Annotated in this window: 15 protein-coding genes and 1 tRNA gene; 7 read left to right on the top strand and 9 right to left on the bottom strand. The window is 71.8% G+C overall.

Features of this window, described 5'->3' with window-relative positions; translation table 11 throughout:
• Nucleotides 1-141 precede the first annotated feature (141 nt).
• Nucleotides 142-1,479: a M20/M25/M40 family metallo-hydrolase gene (locus ACIO6U_RS20710; RefSeq protein WP_355333086.1), complete on the bottom strand. Its 1,338-nt coding sequence runs from the start codon at nt 1,477-1,479 to the stop codon at nt 142-144.
• A 246-nt stretch (nt 1,480-1,725) separates the two neighbouring features.
• Between ACIO6U_RS20710 and ACIO6U_RS20705 the strand changes: the two genes are divergently transcribed.
• The 5 genes from ACIO6U_RS20705 (at nt 1,726) to ACIO6U_RS20685 (ending at nt 5,488) form a co-directional block, all read left to right on the top strand.
• Nucleotides 1,726-1,810: transfer RNA gene (locus tag ACIO6U_RS20705), tRNA-Leu, on the top strand.
• A gap of 206 nt (nt 1,811-2,016) precedes the next feature.
• Nucleotides 2,017-2,541, top strand: a complete 525-nt coding sequence (locus ACIO6U_RS20700) for a hypothetical protein (protein ID WP_391048280.1) — start codon at nt 2,017-2,019, stop codon at nt 2,539-2,541.
• Between the two features lie 107 nt (nt 2,542-2,648).
• Nucleotides 2,649-3,755 (top strand): histidine kinase, encoded by a 1,107-nt coding sequence (locus ACIO6U_RS20695; protein WP_401721597.1) that lies wholly within the window; start codon nt 2,649-2,651, stop codon nt 3,753-3,755.
• Nucleotides 3,752-4,417, top strand: coding sequence for a response regulator transcription factor (locus ACIO6U_RS20690; protein ID WP_355333091.1), 666 nt, complete (start codon nt 3,752-3,754; stop codon nt 4,415-4,417). Before ACIO6U_RS20695 ends, ACIO6U_RS20690 begins: the two co-directional genes overlap by 4 nt.
• Nucleotides 4,418-4,483: 66 nt before the next feature.
• Entirely contained in the window at nt 4,484-5,488 is a 1,005-nt protein-coding gene (locus tag ACIO6U_RS20685; RefSeq protein ID WP_355333093.1) for a YdcF family protein, read from the top strand.
• 48 nt (nt 5,489-5,536) lie between these two features.
• Here ACIO6U_RS20685 and ACIO6U_RS20680 read toward each other — a convergent pair whose 3' ends face one another.
• On the bottom strand, nt 5,537-5,977 hold the full coding sequence (locus ACIO6U_RS20680; protein WP_355333095.1) for a type II toxin-antitoxin system PemK/MazF family toxin: 441 nt from the start codon (nt 5,975-5,977) through the stop codon (nt 5,537-5,539).
• 113 nt (nt 5,978-6,090) lie between these two features.
• Between ACIO6U_RS20680 and ACIO6U_RS20675 the strand changes: the two genes are divergently transcribed.
• Complete coding sequence (locus ACIO6U_RS20675; RefSeq protein ID WP_355333097.1) at nt 6,091-6,267, top strand: hypothetical protein; 177 nt, start codon at nt 6,091-6,093, stop codon at nt 6,265-6,267.
• Between the two features lie 137 nt (nt 6,268-6,404).
• On the opposite strand, the gene ACIO6U_RS20670 is transcribed toward ACIO6U_RS20675, so the two are convergent.
• From ACIO6U_RS20670 to ACIO6U_RS20645, 6 genes are all read right to left on the bottom strand, one after another.
• Complete coding sequence (locus tag ACIO6U_RS20670) at nt 6,405-7,247, bottom strand: DUF1206 domain-containing protein (protein WP_355333099.1); 843 nt, start codon at nt 7,245-7,247, stop codon at nt 6,405-6,407.
• A gap of 39 nt (nt 7,248-7,286) precedes the next feature.
• Nucleotides 7,287-8,417: a YhjD/YihY/BrkB family envelope integrity protein gene (locus tag ACIO6U_RS20665; RefSeq protein WP_391048284.1), complete on the bottom strand. Its 1,131-nt coding sequence runs from the start codon at nt 8,415-8,417 to the stop codon at nt 7,287-7,289.
• A 152-nt stretch (nt 8,418-8,569) separates the two neighbouring features.
• On the bottom strand, nt 8,570-9,175 hold the full coding sequence (locus tag ACIO6U_RS20660) for a response regulator transcription factor (protein ID WP_355333104.1): 606 nt from the start codon (nt 9,173-9,175) through the stop codon (nt 8,570-8,572).
• Nucleotides 9,172-10,530 (bottom strand): sensor histidine kinase, encoded by a 1,359-nt coding sequence (locus ACIO6U_RS20655; RefSeq protein ID WP_401721089.1) that lies wholly within the window; start codon nt 10,528-10,530, stop codon nt 9,172-9,174. The genes ACIO6U_RS20660 and ACIO6U_RS20655 overlap by 4 nt, the downstream gene beginning before the upstream one ends.
• Nucleotides 10,531-10,639: 109 nt before the next feature.
• A complete protein-coding gene (locus ACIO6U_RS20650; protein ID WP_355333109.1) occupies nt 10,640-11,455 on the bottom strand; it encodes an ABC transporter permease in 816 nt (271 codons plus the stop codon).
• Nucleotides 11,452-12,480, bottom strand: a complete 1,029-nt coding sequence (locus ACIO6U_RS20645; protein ID WP_401721086.1) for an ABC transporter ATP-binding protein — start codon at nt 12,478-12,480, stop codon at nt 11,452-11,454. The genes ACIO6U_RS20650 and ACIO6U_RS20645 overlap by 4 nt, the downstream gene beginning before the upstream one ends.
• 155 nt (nt 12,481-12,635) lie before the next feature.
• Between ACIO6U_RS20645 and ACIO6U_RS20640 the strand changes: the two genes are divergently transcribed.
• Entirely contained in the window at nt 12,636-13,697 is a 1,062-nt protein-coding gene (locus ACIO6U_RS20640; protein WP_401721083.1) for a phosphotransferase family protein, read from the top strand.
• Between the two features lie 130 nt (nt 13,698-13,827).
• Here ACIO6U_RS20640 and ACIO6U_RS20635 read toward each other — a convergent pair whose 3' ends face one another.
• Nucleotides 13,828-14,661: a glucose 1-dehydrogenase gene (locus tag ACIO6U_RS20635; RefSeq protein ID WP_391161099.1), complete on the bottom strand. Its 834-nt coding sequence runs from the start codon at nt 14,659-14,661 to the stop codon at nt 13,828-13,830.
• Nucleotides 14,662-14,670: the final 9 nt, after the last annotated feature.

Genomic DNA, 14,670 nt, shown 5'->3' with positions numbered 1-14,670 from the left:
TCCTCCTGATTGACAAGTGCGGTCCCAGCCGCGGACCACACACGTCGTAACGAAGCCGGAGGAATAGAGCTACGAAAGCACTGGATCATTCACTCGTCCCAGCGATCCGGGCCGCCCGTACTCGTACGGGCGGCCGAACCGTCAGCAGTTCTCGATGAAACGATCGAGCACCCGGACCCCGAACCGCAGGCCGTCCACCGGCACCCGCTCGTCAACACCGTGGAACATCCCGGCGAAGTCCAGCTCCGGCGGGAGCTGGAGCGGCGCGAAGCCGAAGCAGCGGATGCCCAGGTCGTCGAAGGACTTCGCGTCGGTGCCGCCGGAGAGCATGTACGGCACGGCGCGCGCGATCGGGTCCTCCGCCTTGAGGGCGAGCTGCATGGCGTCCACCAGGGAGCCGTCGAAGTCCGTCTCCAGCGCCTTGTCGGAGTGCACCGACTCGCGCTTGACGCGCGGGCCGAGGATCCGGTCGAGGTCGGCCAGGAACTCCTCCTCGTAGCCCGGCAGGAAGCGGCCGTCGACGTGGGCGGTGGCCTGGCCGGGGATCACGTTCACCTTGTAGCCCGCGCCGAGCATCGTCGGGGCCGCGGTGTTCCGCAGGGTCGTGCCGATCATCTTGGCGACGCCGCCGAGCTTGGCGAGCGTCGTCTCCATGTCCTCCGGGTCCAGCTCCACCCCGAAGGCGTCCGACAGCTCGTCGAGGAAGCCGCGGACGGACTTGGTGACGCGGACCGGGAACTCGTGCCTGCCGAGCCGCCCGACGGCCTCGCACAGCTCGGTGATCGCGTTGTCGTTGTTGGTCATCGAGCCGTGCCCCGCGGTGCCGTCCACCGTGAGCCGCATCCAGTGCATGCCCTTCTGGGCGGTCTCGATCAGGTACAGCCGCAGGTTCTCGTTGACGGTGAAGGAGAAGCCGCCGACCTCGCCGATCGCCTCCGTCACGCCCTCGAAAAGGTCGGGGTGCTTGTCGACCAGGTGCCGGGCGCCGTACACACCGCCCGCCTCCTCGTCCGCGACGAAAGCGAGCACGATGTCGCGCGGCGGCTTGCGCCCGCTGCGCAGCCGGTCGCGTACGACCGCCAGCGTCATCGCGTCCATGTCCTTCATGTCGACCGCGCCCCGGCCCCACACGCAGCCGTCGGCGATCTCGCCGGAGAACGGGTGGTGCGTCCAGTCGTCCGCGTTGGCCGGGACCACGTCGGTGTGCCCGTGGATCAGCAGCGCGGGCCGCGAGCGGTCCTCGCCCTCGATCCGCGCCACCGTGGACGCCCGGCCCTGGTGCGACTCGAAGATCCGCGGTTCGAGGCCCACCTCGGCGAGCTTCTCCGCGACGTACTCCGCCGCCGCCCGCTCCCCCGGCCCCGAGTGGTCGCCGTAGTTGCTGGTGTCGATCCGGATCAGCTCACTGCACAGGTCGACGACCTCGTCCTCGCCCGTGACCGTCCCGTTCTCCGCCCTGCCCGGCCCCGACTCGCTCACGCTGTCTCCTCGCTCGTTGCCTGCCGCGTCCGTCCACCACCCGGGCGACCGCGGCCGATGCCTCCCCCCATCCTCCCCCGACACCCCCACCCCGCCCAAGGCTCCCCTCCGGGCCCTCACCCCGGGCCCCGCGCACAGCCCCTTCATCGGCCCCCTCGGCCCGCTCCGCGCCCGTGATCGACGTGACCGGATCTTTGCTATGGTTTACCTCGTCGCCACGGCCCATAGGCCGAGGTGACACACCCCGTCCGGGTGGCGGAATGGCAGACGCGCTAGCTTGAGGTGCTAGTGCCCTTTATCGGGCGTGGGGGTTCAAGTCCCCCCTCGGACACATCTTCTCTCCTTACAGGGCCGCCTTCGGGCGGCCCTTTTCGGTGTCCGCGCGCGGGCTCTGCGGTGGCAGGGCGCGCGGGCTCTGCGGCGTCCAGGTGCGCGGTGGCCCCGTGGGGGTGGAGGGCCGGGCGGGGAGTCATCTCCACCCTTGGTTCCACCCCTGGGTCCAGGTGCTTCGTGCCTGGTCGCAGCAGTCTTGGGGGCATGACATCGACCGAGTGGATCACCGACATCGCTCTTCTCCTCGTCGTCTTCCGGCAACTGCGGGAAGGCCGACTCGACCTCAAGACCTTCCTGATCCCGCTGGGCATCGTGGCCTTCGTCGCGAACTCGTACCTGGACACCATTCCCACCGCGGGCAACGACCTGGTGCTCATCGGGGTGCTGATGAGCGTGGGCGCCGCGCTCGGCGTCGCCGGCGGCATCTACACCCGCGTCCGGACCGTCGGCGAGCACGTCCTGATCAAGGCCGGCGCCGTGTCGGCGATCTTGTGGGTCGTCGGCATGGGGGCGCGGATGGGCTTCCAGTTGTGGACCGAGCACGCGGGCGGCGCCCACCAGGTCGCCCAATTCAGCGTCGCCCACCACATCACCAGCGATCAGGCGTGGGTCGCGGCGTTCGTACTGATGGCGCTCACCGAAGTCGTGACGCGGCTCGCCACCATCTTCATACGGAGCCGGATGCAGATGACGCCGCGCACCGTGCCCGTCCTCAGCCGCAGGGCCTGACCGTGCGTTATGTTCTCCCCGTGCCCGCGACAGACAGCCCCCCGCCTCCTGGGAAGACCGTGGCCCAGGAGGCGGGGGCGCGGCAGGTGCCGGGACAGGACCCGTGGATGCAGTGGGCGATGACCCTCGGGGTCGTCGTCGCCGGAATCCTGACGATCCGCCCCCTGGGCTTCAGCGGCCGGGGGCTGGTCGTCGCCGTCCTGCTCGTGATCAACTCGGCGGTGCTGCTGGCCCGGCGCCTGCCCGAGGACAGGATTCCCCAGGGCCTCGTGCTCCCGTGGCTGACGGTCGGCATCGCCGCGGCGGTCGCCCTGATCGGTGTCAGCCGCAGCGGTACGGGCTATCTCTTCGCCTTCTTCCTCGCCGGTCACATCGGATACCGGCTGGAGACCAGACCGGCTCTCGTCCTCGCCGGGATCTGCAGTCTGCTCTGCGGCGGGGTGCTGTACTTCCGTCTCGGTCCCGGCCACGACGAGCTGCCCTGGGTGCTCGGTCTGGCCACCGGCACTCCGGTGCTGGTGGGCATACTCAACCGCAGCCAGCGCCAGGCCGTACAGGCGGTGATCGCGGCGGCCGAGTCGGCGGAGCGCGCCGCGCGGGCCGAGGCGCGGACGGCCGCGCTGACCGAGCGCAGCCGGATCGCCCGGGACGTGCACGATGTGCTGGCGCACTCGCTGGCCGGGATCAACATGCAGTTGGAACTGGCCGACGCGCTGCTCGACACCGGGGACCTGGAGAAGGTCAGGGAGGCCAACGACAAGGCCCACGGTCTGGTGCGGGAGAGCCTCAAACAAGCGCAGTGGACGGTGCACGCGCTGCGCGAGGACTCGCTGCCGCTGCTGGAGAGCCTGACGGCGATGCTGGGGTCGTCGGGGCACCGCGATGTCCTGACCGTCACCGGGACCGCCCGTGAGGTCCCGGCCCGGGTGGTCCAGAATCTCCTGCGTATCGCCCAGGAGTCGCTGACCAACGCCGCCCGGCACGCTCCCGGCGGCGATGTCGGTGTGGAGCTGACGTACGCCGCCGCGTCGATCACGCTGGCGGTGCGCAACGGCCCCGCCACGCGCGAGGTGAACGCGGTGGTCGGCAGCGGCATGGGGCTGATCGGAATGCGCGAACGCGTCGCCCTGCTGGGCGGGACGGTGACGGCGGGACCGGTCACGGCCGGTCCCGACCAGGGCGGCTGGAAGGTGGAAGCAGTGATTCCGGTATGACCGAACCGACCGAGAGGCCGCGGCGGCTGAGGGTAGTCGTCGCGGACGACCAGGCCGCCGTACGGGAGCCGCTCGCCGCGGTGCTCGGGCTGTCCGAGGACATCGACGTCGTCGCGTCCGCCGCGGACGGGAGCCAGGTGCTGGCGGCTGTCGCCGCCGGGCCGGTGGACGTGGTGCTGATGGACCTGCGCATGCCGGTGATGGACGGGATCGAGGCGACCCGGCGGCTCGGCGAGGAGCACCCGGACGTGGCGGTGGTCGTACTGACCACCTTCGCCGACGACGACTCGATCCTCGGCGCGCTGAGCGCGGGCGCCCGCGGCTATCTGACGAAGAACGCGGGCCGCCAGGACATCATCCGGGCGATCCGTGCCGCCGCCGCGGGGCAGTCGGTGCTCGACCGCGAGGTGCAGAACCGGTTGCTCGCCTCCGTCAGGACCAAGGCCCCGATGGTGGGCCAGGCCCTGCCGGAGGACCTCACACCCCGCGAACGCGAAGTGCTCGCGCTGATCGGCCAGGGCCTGCCCAACCGCGGCATCGCCGAGAAGCTCTTCATCAGCGAGGCCACCGTCAAGACCCACATCAACAACCTCTTCGCCAAAGCCGCGATCCGCGACCGCGCCGACGCCGTCCGCCGCGCCATCGAAGCGGGCCTGACCTGACCCGGCCGGGGAGCCGGGGCCGGTGGGGCGGCGGGTGGGGGGACGGGGGGCCACTAGCATGTGGGCATGTGGGCGTATGTACCGGCGGTGCTGTTCTTTCTGGGGTTCTGTGTCGGAGTGCTGCGGGAGCGGCGTCGGTTCAGCAATGCGATTCTGCTCGGGCTTTCACCCGTCTTCGCGCTGGGTGCGTGGCTGTTTGACATAGGCAGGGAACACCCGACGTTGGGCAATGATCTCGGGGTGGCGCTGCTGACGCTCATGGCGGTGGGCGTGGTCGCCATGTCGTGGTTTCTGATTTCCAACGGCGTCGCCATGGTGCGGAAAGAGGGCAGAAGTCCGGCCAATCTGCTGTCCCTGCTGGCCGGGTTCGCGCTGCTGGCGCTCATAGCGCTGTTGATCACCGCGGTGGTGATGCACACCCGCGCGCTGCTCGTGGTCGCGGGGACGGCCACCGTCCTCGCGGGGTATGTCGTCTTCCTCTTCCTCTGTTTCATCGTCTACGGGTCGCTCTACGGATGGTTGACCGTCCGCCGCAAGACCGACTACGTCGTGGTTCTCGGCTCAGGGCTCATCGGCGGCACCAAGGTGCCGCCCCTGCTGGCCAGCCGCCTCGACCGGGCCCGTACGGTGCACCAAAGGCTCTCGTCGCGCGGCAGGCGGCCGGTGCTGCTCACCTCCGGCGGACAGGGCCCGGACGAGAAGCTGCCGGAGTCGCACGCGATGGCCGACTACCTTGTGGCGCAGGGTTTTCCGGCGGATCTGATCGAACGCGAGGACCGGTCGACGACCACCGAGGAGAATCTGCGCTTCAGCAAGTCCATCATGGAGCGGAACAAGGCGGACTACCGCTGTGTCGTCGTCACGAACAATTACCATGTCCTGCGCGCCGCGGTGACCGCGCGGCGGCTGGGCGTCAGAGGACATGTCGTGGGGGCGCCGACCGCCGCGTATTTCTGGCCGAGTGCGACCATTCGCGAATTCGTCGCGATGCTCATGACGTATTGGCGCACCAACCTCACCATCTGCCTCCTCGTTTTCGCGGGAGGCTTCTTCATCTGGTGGCTGAGCTGACCGCCGGACGGGCCCCGCGTCCGCGACGGCCGCTCGCCGGGCGGCTCGTCACCGCAGATTCAGCCGCTTCATGACCTGAGGGTCGAGGGCGCCCGCGCGGCGCCGGAAGGCCGAGACGGGCACGCGCCGCAGCTCGTTGGTCTCCAGATAGCTCTGCCGGCCCCGGGCGTCGTCGACGGTGCCCGCGGGAAGCGGTACGACTCCGGGCAGCTCCTCGTGGTGCTGAGAGGTGATCTTGGCGACCCGCGCGGTCCCGCCGCGCACCGAGACGACCAGGCAGGGACGGTCCTTCGAGCCGGCCGTGTCCTCGTACGGCACGTCCGCCCACCACACCTCGCCCCTGCGCGGCGCGGCGCCGCCGCCGGACGCGCCGCCCGACCGCCGTACGGGGGTTTCTCCGCTACGCCGCACGCGCCCGGCCGCCACCACGGCGGCCACCAGCGCCACGACGACCACGGCGCCCAGGACGACCCACATCGGCGTGCTCATCGACTTCTCCTCTTCCTGTACGGGTGTGCGGACGAATGTACGGACGGCAGGACCGTGCGACACCTGCCCCGGTCGTGCGCCGCGACAGCGGTGAGTAGTGGCATGCTTGCGCTGTGGACACAGCGAAACTTGAACTGGCAGCGCACCGCTACGCCGAGGCCGAGGACGCCCTCCAGGCGGCGGCGATCGACCTCAAGGCCGAGAGCGCGGCGGTCCTCGCCAAGGGCGGCGACGAGCACGAGGTGGCGGACGCCGTCGGCCGCCCGCCCGAGGAGATCCGCGAGCTGTGAGCGCGCGCGACCTGTGAGCCGCGCGCTTCCGCGACGCGTGAGCTTCCGCGAGCCGCGGCCTTCCGCGACGCGTGAGCTGACGACGCCACGGGCGCGGACGCCCGGCGCACCCCGCCCGGTCCGCCTTCCGGCGCCGCTCAGACCTCGCGCCACCGCGCGTTGGCCCAGGAGAACAGCCCGAAGGCGATCAGGCCGACCGCGATGAGCACCAGCAGCCACGGGCCGACCGGCGTGTCGGCGAACGAGCGCAGCGTGTCGTCCATGCCCTTGGACTTGCCCGCCTGGTGCTTGACCGCCGCGGCCACGGCGAATCCGCCGGCCGTGGCGAACAGCACGCCTCGCGCGGTGCCGCCGAACATGCCGAGGAAGTCCACGGCTTGGCGCTGGCGCCGCGACATCTGGCCCATCTTCAGGTGCTTGTGGAACTTGCGCATGAGGGCACGGACCGCGATCCACACACCGACACAGAACACGGCGACACCGGCGACGGCGACGATCCACTGGCCGCCCGGCCAGTCGAGCACCTTGGCCGTCACGTCGTCGGTCCTCTTGTCGGTCGACCCGCTGCCGCTGCTCTTCTCACCGGCCGCGTAGGCGAGCACGGAGTACGAGACGAAGGCGTAGAAGACGCAGCGGCCCGCGGCCATCGCGCGCTTGGTGGGCTTGTCGCCGTCGGGTCCCGCCTGTCCGAAGGCCGCTTCCGACAGCCGCCACAGGGCCATTCCGGCCAGGGCTATGCCCAGCAGCCACAACAGGACGTCCCCGAACGGCTTGTGCGCGATCTCGGCGAGCGCGCCGCCGCGGTCGGCCTGTTGGCCTCCGGCGTCGGAGAAGGCGATGCGCACCGCCAGTGCGCCCACCAGGATGTAGATCACCCCTCGGGCCGCGAACCCCGCGCGGCCCGCGACGGCGACCGCCTTGCTGTCGGCCGCGCGTCTGGCGTTGTGACGGCCCGTCGATGCTGCTGCTTGCGTCTTCACACAGGCCGACTTCCCCGATCGGCGGAGTTGAGGCACCCGCTATGGAACGACGTCCTTCGCGTCCCCCGAACCGTCCTGCGCGGGAAGCCCGACGCCGGGCGGCGGCGTACCGGTTGCCGTATCCGTCGCCGTACCGGTGGGCGAGGGCACGGTCGGCGGGTCGAACCTCACCTCGACGTGCTGGAAGCCCTTGAAGACCTCCGTGGCGGCGTACGAGGTGTACACCTCACGGTCCGCGCGGCTGAGCACCACATTGTCGGTGAACGGGGTGAGCAGGCTGCGCGGCCAGAGCCGCCGGGCCCGTACCGCCGCCACCTCCGCGGTGAGGACGAAGATCAGCGCGCCCAGGTAGATCCAGGTGATCAGGCCGAGGACGATCCCGAACAGCCCGTACGTGGCGGTCGCCCCGCGCAGCTCGTGCCGGACGTAGTACGTGCCCGCCCACTGCACGAACTGCCAGGCCAGCGCGGCGGCCAGCGCCGTACCCGCCGAGGAGCGCAGCCGTACGGTGCCGACCGTGAAGTAGCGGTACGCGAACAGGAGCAGGCCGGTGTTGACGGCCGTGGACAGTACGGTCGCCGCGATCCGCAGCAGGACGACGGGGTGGACGCCGAACGCGCGGGCGTCCGACGCGAGCGAGGTCAGCGCGGTGGTGGCGGCCAGGCCCACGCCGAAGACCCCTACCACCAGCAGGCTGCGCAGCCGGGAGCGCAGCGGGTTCGGCCGGTCGTGGCGCGGCACGGCCCAGATCTTCAGCAGGGTGTTCTGCGCGGCCTGGGCGACACCGAGCGCGCCGTACAGGCCGCCGATCACACCGGTGACGACCGCGAGCGTGTTGCCGTGGAACGACCGGATGTTCTCGCCGATCTGATCGCCGATCACCGGGAACTGGTGCAGGGCCGAGTCGACGACCTGCTTCTGGAAGTGCGCGTCGTTGTGCAGCAGGAAGCCGAGCACCGACACCAGGAGCAGCAGCACGGGGAAGACCGACAGGAAGGCGTAGTAGGCGATCAGCGCCGTGAGGTAGCCGCCCTGGTCCTCGCCGAATTTGTACACCACCGCCAGCGGCAGCCCGATCCAGGTGTGCTCGCGCTGATAGGCGTCGAATCTTCGGACCATGCCCACGATCGCCACCACTTCGTCGTCGTCGGGCCTGCCGCCGCACGTCACGCGGCTTGGTCCCTGTCACGGCGGTTTCCCCGTGAGCGCCGGTACAGACCACGGGCCAGGAGGCGGGCCGTGGAGGTGACCTTCGTCTCCTGCGGGTGACCGGTCCCTGACCTCCTGCGGCCCCCGCCCGCGGTCTCCGGTGCGCTGTGCGGTCACAGCCAGCCGCGCTCGCGGGCGAGGCGCGCCGCGACATGGCGGTTCTCGGCGCCGACCTTGGTGGCGGCGGACGACAGGTGGTTGCGTACGGTGCCGACCGAGAGCATCGCGCGGGCGGCGATGTCGGCGACGGGCGCCCCCTCCTCGGCCATGGCGAGCAGTTCCGCCTCGCGGGGCGTCAGCGGGGAGTCGCCCGCGGTGATGGCGTCGGCGGCCAGCTCCTGGTCGACGTAGCGTCCGCCGTCGTGCACGGTACGGATGATGCGGGCGAGCTGCTGCGCGGAGACGGTCTTGGGCACGAAGCCGCGCACGCCCGCGCTCAGCGCGCGCTTGAGGGCCCCGGCCCCGGCGTGGCTGGTCACGATCATCGTCGCGCAGTCGGGGAGTTCGGCGCGCAGGTGTTCCGCGACGCTGATTCCGTCGCCGCGCGGCATCTGGAGGTCGAGGACGGCGACGTCCGGCCGGTGGGCCCGTGCCATGGCGAGGGCCTCGTCGCCGGAGCCCGCCTCGGCGGCGACGAGGATGTCGTCCTCCAGGGCGAGCAGCGAGGCGAGCGCTCCGCGGATGAGGTGCTCGTCGTCGGCGAGCAGGACCCTGATCATGGTGTTTCCTCCCACGGGATGGTCACGGTCAGGCGGAAGACGCCGGCGGAGCGTTCGCTGGTCGTGAGTGTGCCCTGGAGCTGCGTCAGACGCTCTTCGAGTCCGGCGAGACCGCTTCCGGCGGGCGTGGTCCCGTCCGCGGAGGCCGCGTCCGCCGTGCGGCTGCCCGCCGTGGTGGCGGGCCCGCTCCCGCCTCCCACGCTCCCCGCGCGGTGGCCGCGCCCGCCCCGGTGGTCGCTCCCGTCGTTCTCCACGACCAGCGTGACAGCGCCCTCGCCGGTGTCGCGCAGGGACACCTCGCAGCGGGTGGCGTGCTGGGCGTGGCGCAGCACATTGGTGACGGCCTCGCGGATGACCCAGCCGAGCGCGGTCTGGATGTCGTCCGGGAGGCGGGCGGCGGGACCGTCGCTGATACGGCAGGGAATACCGGCGGCCTTCAGGACCTCGCGGGCCCCCGCGAGTTCGGTGTGCAGGTCCGCGGTGCGGTATCCGCGCACGACGGAACGGATCTCGCGCTGGCTGTCCTGCGCGATGCGCTGCACCTCGTACATCAGGTCGACGGCCTCGGGGCTGCCGCGTTCCGCGAGCTTCGCCGCCAGTTCGCTCTTCAGCGCCACCACGGCGAGGTTGCGTCCGAGGATGTCGTGCAGGTCGCGGCCGAAGCGCAGGCGTTCCTCGGCCACGGCCAGGCGGGCCTGGGTCCCGCGGGCCGCGGCCAGCTCCTCGATCAGGAGCACGCTCCAGCCGGAGGCCCGCAGGGCGAGGGCCATGAACGGGACGAGGAACAGGGTCCCGCCGACGACCACCGCCAGCGACTCCCCGCGCAGTCCGGTCGCGAAGACGGCGACCAGCGAGCCCAGCGTGACGGCCGAGACCAGGGCCGTACCCGCCCGCAGGGACAGCGCCAGCATGGGCGGGCCCGCGTAGAACATCATCAGCCACAGCACGTACGGCGCGAGGTCCTTCCCCTCGACGCGGTCCTTCGCCTGCAACACGCAGCCCACCGCGACGGCGGCGACCGTGACGGCGGTGTAGAGGGCGGCCAGCAGGTACGGGCGGGGCGCCAGGCCGATGTAGGCGCGGAGCCCGGCGCGGGAGAGCAGCGCCTGGACGACGACGTGGGCAGCGCCCAGGACCGCGACCGCGATCCAGAGCGGGCCCACGTCGTTCGTGACGACCCACAGCGTCCACAGGCCCGCCTCGAACAGGGCGAAGCAGGAGAGGGAGTTCAGGGTGTAGCGACGGTAGCGGTCCGTGCCGTGCCGGTGGCCGAGCCACTCCACCCAGCTCTGCACGCTCGCCAGCCCGGCCGTTCCCGTGGGTCCCGTCGTGGTCCCTGTGGTTCCCGCAGTCACCGTCGCCCCTTCGTCCCTTCGTCCTTCGAGTCCTTCGGTCCTTCGAATCCTTGAGTCCTACGTGTCCGGCGCCGTGCGCGCCCGGCCTTCTCGTCGGCCGCGCGGGCGGTCAGTGCCGAGGCTCCCAACGGAACCACTTCCGTACGCCGAGCACGGCCACGCCGATCCACACCAGGGCCGTGAGAGTGAGCCGGAGCTGGTCCGTCCCGTCCACATTCCCCGTCCAGCCGCCGCGCAACAGGTCCATGACCGGGGTGAACGGCAGGAACGCACCGATGCGCGCCACCGTGTCCGGCAGGGTGTCGCGGGGCAGGAACATCCCGGAACCGGCCATGCTCACCAGCATGAACGGCAGAAAGGTCAATTGGGCGCTCTCAGCCGTCTGGGTGAAGGCGGCGGTGAGCGCGGCGCCCACGACCAGCAGCACGATACCGAGGAGCAGGCCGAGGACCAGCAGGTGAGGTGCCTCGGGGGCGGGCATGTCGAGCAGGACGGCGAGTCCGACGCCGAGCAGCAGGGACTGCACGACCGCCATCAGGACCGCGGGCAGCGCGCCGCCGGTCAGGATCTCGGCGTCGCGGACCTCTCCCGAGCGGAGCCGCTTGAGGACAAGGCCCTCGCGGCGGGTGACGTACACGCCGACCATGTTGGTGTAGATCGCGAAGAACAGCGCCATGCCGAGGGCGCCCGGCACCAGCACGGTGGCGACGGACAGGCCGGTGCCGCCCAGGTCCAGGCTCTTCACGGCGCTGCGCATCGACACGGCGATGACACCGGGCAGGACGAGGGCCGTCATGAGGGCGGCCTTGCTGCGGACCAGCAGGATCAGTTCCGCGCGGCCGAGCGCGGCCAGGCGTTCGGTGCTCTTACGGGACCGGCGCGCGGTGTCCGTGGGCGCGGTGGTCGTCGTGGTCGCGGAGGTCATCGCGTCGTCTCCTGGTGGTCGTCGGCCCGGTGGGCGGCCCGGTGGTCGGCTCGGCGGTCGGATCGCTGCTCTGTGCGGTCGCCGCCACGATGCTCGTCCGGGTGCTCGTCCCGGTGGTCGAGCTCTTTGGCGATGTCCATGAACGCCTCTTCCAGTGACGCGGAACGGACGTCGAGGCCGGTCAGTTCGACGCCCTGGTCACGGGCCCAGCACAGCAGCTCGGTGGTGGTGTGCTGGAGGTCGCGGGTCTCCAGGCGCATCTTCTGCCCGGTGACCTCGTGTGCGGTGACGCCGATCGACCGCAGCGGCGGCAGGTCGGCGGGGAAGCGGCCCCAGGGCAGTTCGAAGGTGATCCGCGCGGGCCGCTCGGCGACCACGTCCGCGACGCGTCCGGTGCTGGCGATCCGGCCCGCGTGCATGATGGCCAGCCGGTCCGCCAACTGCTCCGCCTCTTCGAGGTAGTGCGTGGTGAGCAGCACCGTGGTGCCCTGCCGCTTCAGCTCTCCGATCAGCTCCCAGGTGTCGTGCCGGGACTGGGCGTCGAGACCGGTGGTGGGCTCGTCGAGGAAGAGCACCTCCGGCCGTCCGAGCAGCGCGAGCGTGAGGTCGAGGCGGCGCCGCTCGCCGCCGGAGAGCTGCTTGACCCGGACCCCGCGCCGCTGCTCCAGCCGCGTCAGCTCCAGGGCCTCCGCCACGGGCCGGGCGCCGCTGGTGCAGCCCGCCCACATGTCGACGGTCTCCGCGACGGTCAGCTCGGTGGGGAAGCCGCCCTCCTGGAGCATCACTCCGATACGGGGCCGCACCGCGGCACGCTCGCGGTAGGGGTCGGCGCCCAGCACCCGTACGGTTCCCGCGCTGGCGGGCGCCTGCCCCTCCAGGATCTCCAGCGTCGAGGTCTTGCCCGCGCCGTTCGTCCCCAGCAGGGCGAACAGCTCGCCCGGCCCCACGCTGATGTCGACGCCGCGTACGGCCTCGAAGCCGCTGTAGCTCCGCCGCAAGCCGGTGGTTTCGATGACTGTGTCCATGTCTCAAGGCTGTCCGCCCGTCGGCGCTTCGGGCCGTGTGGTCTGTCATGACTGTTCATGACGAATGTCATGGGCGGGGACCGCCCCGGACCGGGCGGGGCCGCCGCGCCGTAAATCGCTCCGGGTGTCGTCCCCGCCCGTGCGAGGATGCCGCCATGCGGTCACGGCTGCCCCTCGGGGAGAAGTTGCGGGACGAGTTGGGGACGCCCCGGCGGGGCCGCCGGCTGGGGAGCAGTCCGCGCTCGCGGGTGTGGCGGGCCGAGCTGGCCGGAACTCCCGTGGTGGTCAAGCAACTTGTCGACGCGCCCGAGGCCGACGAGAGGTACGCCCGCGAGGTGGCCGCGCTGCGGCTCGCGGGCCGGGTCGATCCGCCGGTCGTGCCGACGCTGCTGGGCACCGACGCGCGGGAGCGGGTGCTGGTGCTGGAGTACGTGGAGCACCGGCCGCCGCGCGAGGCGTGGATCGTCGACTACGCCGGGGCACTGGCCCGGCTCCACGCGGCGACCAGCGGCGATGCGGACGTCGGCGACGGCGGCGACGACAGCGACGGCTCGGACGTACTCCCCGCCTGGTCGGGCCCGGCGCACACGGACGTCGACTCCTTCCTCGCCCTCGCCCAGGCCCTCGGCGTCGCCGTACCGCCCGCCGTACGCGGCGAGTTGGACGACCTCGTGGACCGCACGTCACAGTCGCGGGGCCGCGCTCTGCTGCACGGCGACCCGTGCCCCGGCAACGACATGCACACCGACGACGGCGTCAGATTCATCGACTTCGAGCAGGCCGCGTTGGGCGACGGAATCGTCGAACTCGCCTATCTGCGCGTCGGTTTCCCGACCTGCTGGTGCGTCACCGCCCCCGCTCCCCCGCTGCTGGAAGCGGCGGAGGCCGCGTATCGCGACGCCTGGCGCCGGGCGACGGGCACGGATGTCCCGGGCGATCTCACCGACGCCTGCGCCGGTTGGCTGCTGCGCGGTGACGCGCTGGTGCAGCGGGCCGAGCGCGGGACCACCGACCGCCTGGCCCTGATTCCGCACCAGGACTGGGAGTGGGGCACGGTGACGGCCCGTCAGCGGCTGGTCCACCGGCTCGGCGTCGTCGGCCGCGTGACCGCCCGAGAGGGCCGCCTGCCGGCTCTCGGCCGTCTGGCCCCCGCGATGCGCGAAGCGATGCTCACCCGCTGGCCCGCCCTTCAACCGCCGCCCGCCCGCAGGCCGTAGAGCAACGGCTCGCGCTCCGCCGGGACGCCGACGGGCCCGCCCGGCGCCGGTCGCTGCGCACGGCGACCGACTTCACCGTGCCGACGAGGGCCCCCGCTCCCTCGTCGCCGCTATCGGTCCGGCCGTGGGGTCAGGCTGTCGCGGAGGGCTCCGGGGCGTCCTGGGGGAGGGTGACGGCCAGGGCCGCGAGGACGCCGCCGTCGACCGGGATGTCCGTGCCGGTGACGAATCCGGCGCGGGTGCCGGCCAGGAAGGCGATCACCTCGGCGACCTCGCGGGGCTGGGCTATGCGCCCTATCGGGTGGCTGCGGCCCCACTCCCCGAGCAGTCGCCGCACCCCTTCCTCGCTGCCGTCGCTGAACCGTGCCGCCGAGTGGCGCAGCATCGGGGTGTCGACGGAGCCGGGGCAGACGGCGTTGACCCGTACCCCGAAGGGGGCCTCGTCCACGGCCATCGACCGGACCAGCGCGTTCAGCGCGCCCTTCGCCGCCGCGTAGGCGGCCACGTTGGACTGCGCGGCGCGCGACTGCACGGACGAGACCACGACGACGGAGCCGCCGGAGGCGCTGCGCCGCAGGTGGGGCAGGGCGGCGCGGGCGGTCAGGAACACTCCCTTGACGTTGACGGCGAACACCTCGTCCCAGGTCTTCTCGTCGGTGTCGGCGACCGTTCCGTAGCGCTGGATGCCCGCGGAGGTCACCAGCACGTCGAGACCGCCGTACTCGCTCACGGTCCGCGCCACCGCCGCGGCGACCGCGTCGGGGTCCGAGACGTCCGCGACGACGGGCAGCGCCCGGCCGCCCGCCTCCGCGATGGCCGCGGCCGTCTTCTCCGTGTCGTCGGCGTCCACACCGCAGACGGCGACAGCGGCGCCCGACGCGGCCAGCAGTTCCGCGGCGGCGCGGCCGATACCGCTCGATCCGCCCGTGACCAGCGCGACGCGACCGGCGTGTTCCTCACTCATACGTTCCCT

The sequence above is a fragment of the Streptomyces sp. NPDC087422 genome (assembly GCF_044744145.1).
GTDB lineage: Bacteria > Actinomycetota > Actinomycetes > Streptomycetales > Streptomycetaceae > Actinacidiphila.
This window is presented reverse-complemented; position numbering and strand designations above follow the sequence as displayed.

What these genes read in the sequence shown, in the direction of transcription:
- ACIO6U_RS20685 (WP_355333093.1), top strand. Translation starts at nt 4,484, where the DNA reads ATGTGGGCGTATGTACCGGCGGTGCTGTTCTTTCTGGGGTTCTGTGTC.
- ACIO6U_RS20660 (WP_355333104.1), bottom strand. Translation starts at nt 9,175, where the DNA reads ATGATCAGGGTCCTGCTCGCCGACGACGAGCACCTCATCCGCGGAGCG.
- ACIO6U_RS20695 (WP_401721597.1), top strand. Translation starts at nt 2,649, where the DNA reads ATGCAGTGGGCGATGACCCTCGGGGTCGTCGTCGCCGGAATCCTGACG.
- ACIO6U_RS20635 (WP_391161099.1), bottom strand. Translation starts at nt 14,661, where the DNA reads ATGAGTGAGGAACACGCCGGTCGCGTCGCGCTGGTCACGGGCGGATCG.
- ACIO6U_RS20700 (WP_391048280.1), top strand. Translation starts at nt 2,017, where the DNA reads ATGACATCGACCGAGTGGATCACCGACATCGCTCTTCTCCTCGTCGTC.
- ACIO6U_RS20640 (WP_401721083.1), top strand. Translation starts at nt 12,636, where the DNA reads ATGCGGTCACGGCTGCCCCTCGGGGAGAAGTTGCGGGACGAGTTGGGG.
- ACIO6U_RS20650 (WP_355333109.1), bottom strand. Translation starts at nt 11,455, where the DNA reads ATGACCTCCGCGACCACGACGACCACCGCGCCCACGGACACCGCGCGC.
- ACIO6U_RS20645 (WP_401721086.1), bottom strand. Translation starts at nt 12,480, where the DNA reads ATGGACACAGTCATCGAAACCACCGGCTTGCGGCGGAGCTACAGCGGC.
- ACIO6U_RS20690 (WP_355333091.1), top strand. Translation starts at nt 3,752, where the DNA reads ATGACCGAACCGACCGAGAGGCCGCGGCGGCTGAGGGTAGTCGTCGCG.
- ACIO6U_RS20680 (WP_355333095.1), bottom strand. Translation starts at nt 5,977, where the DNA reads ATGAGCACGCCGATGTGGGTCGTCCTGGGCGCCGTGGTCGTCGTGGCG.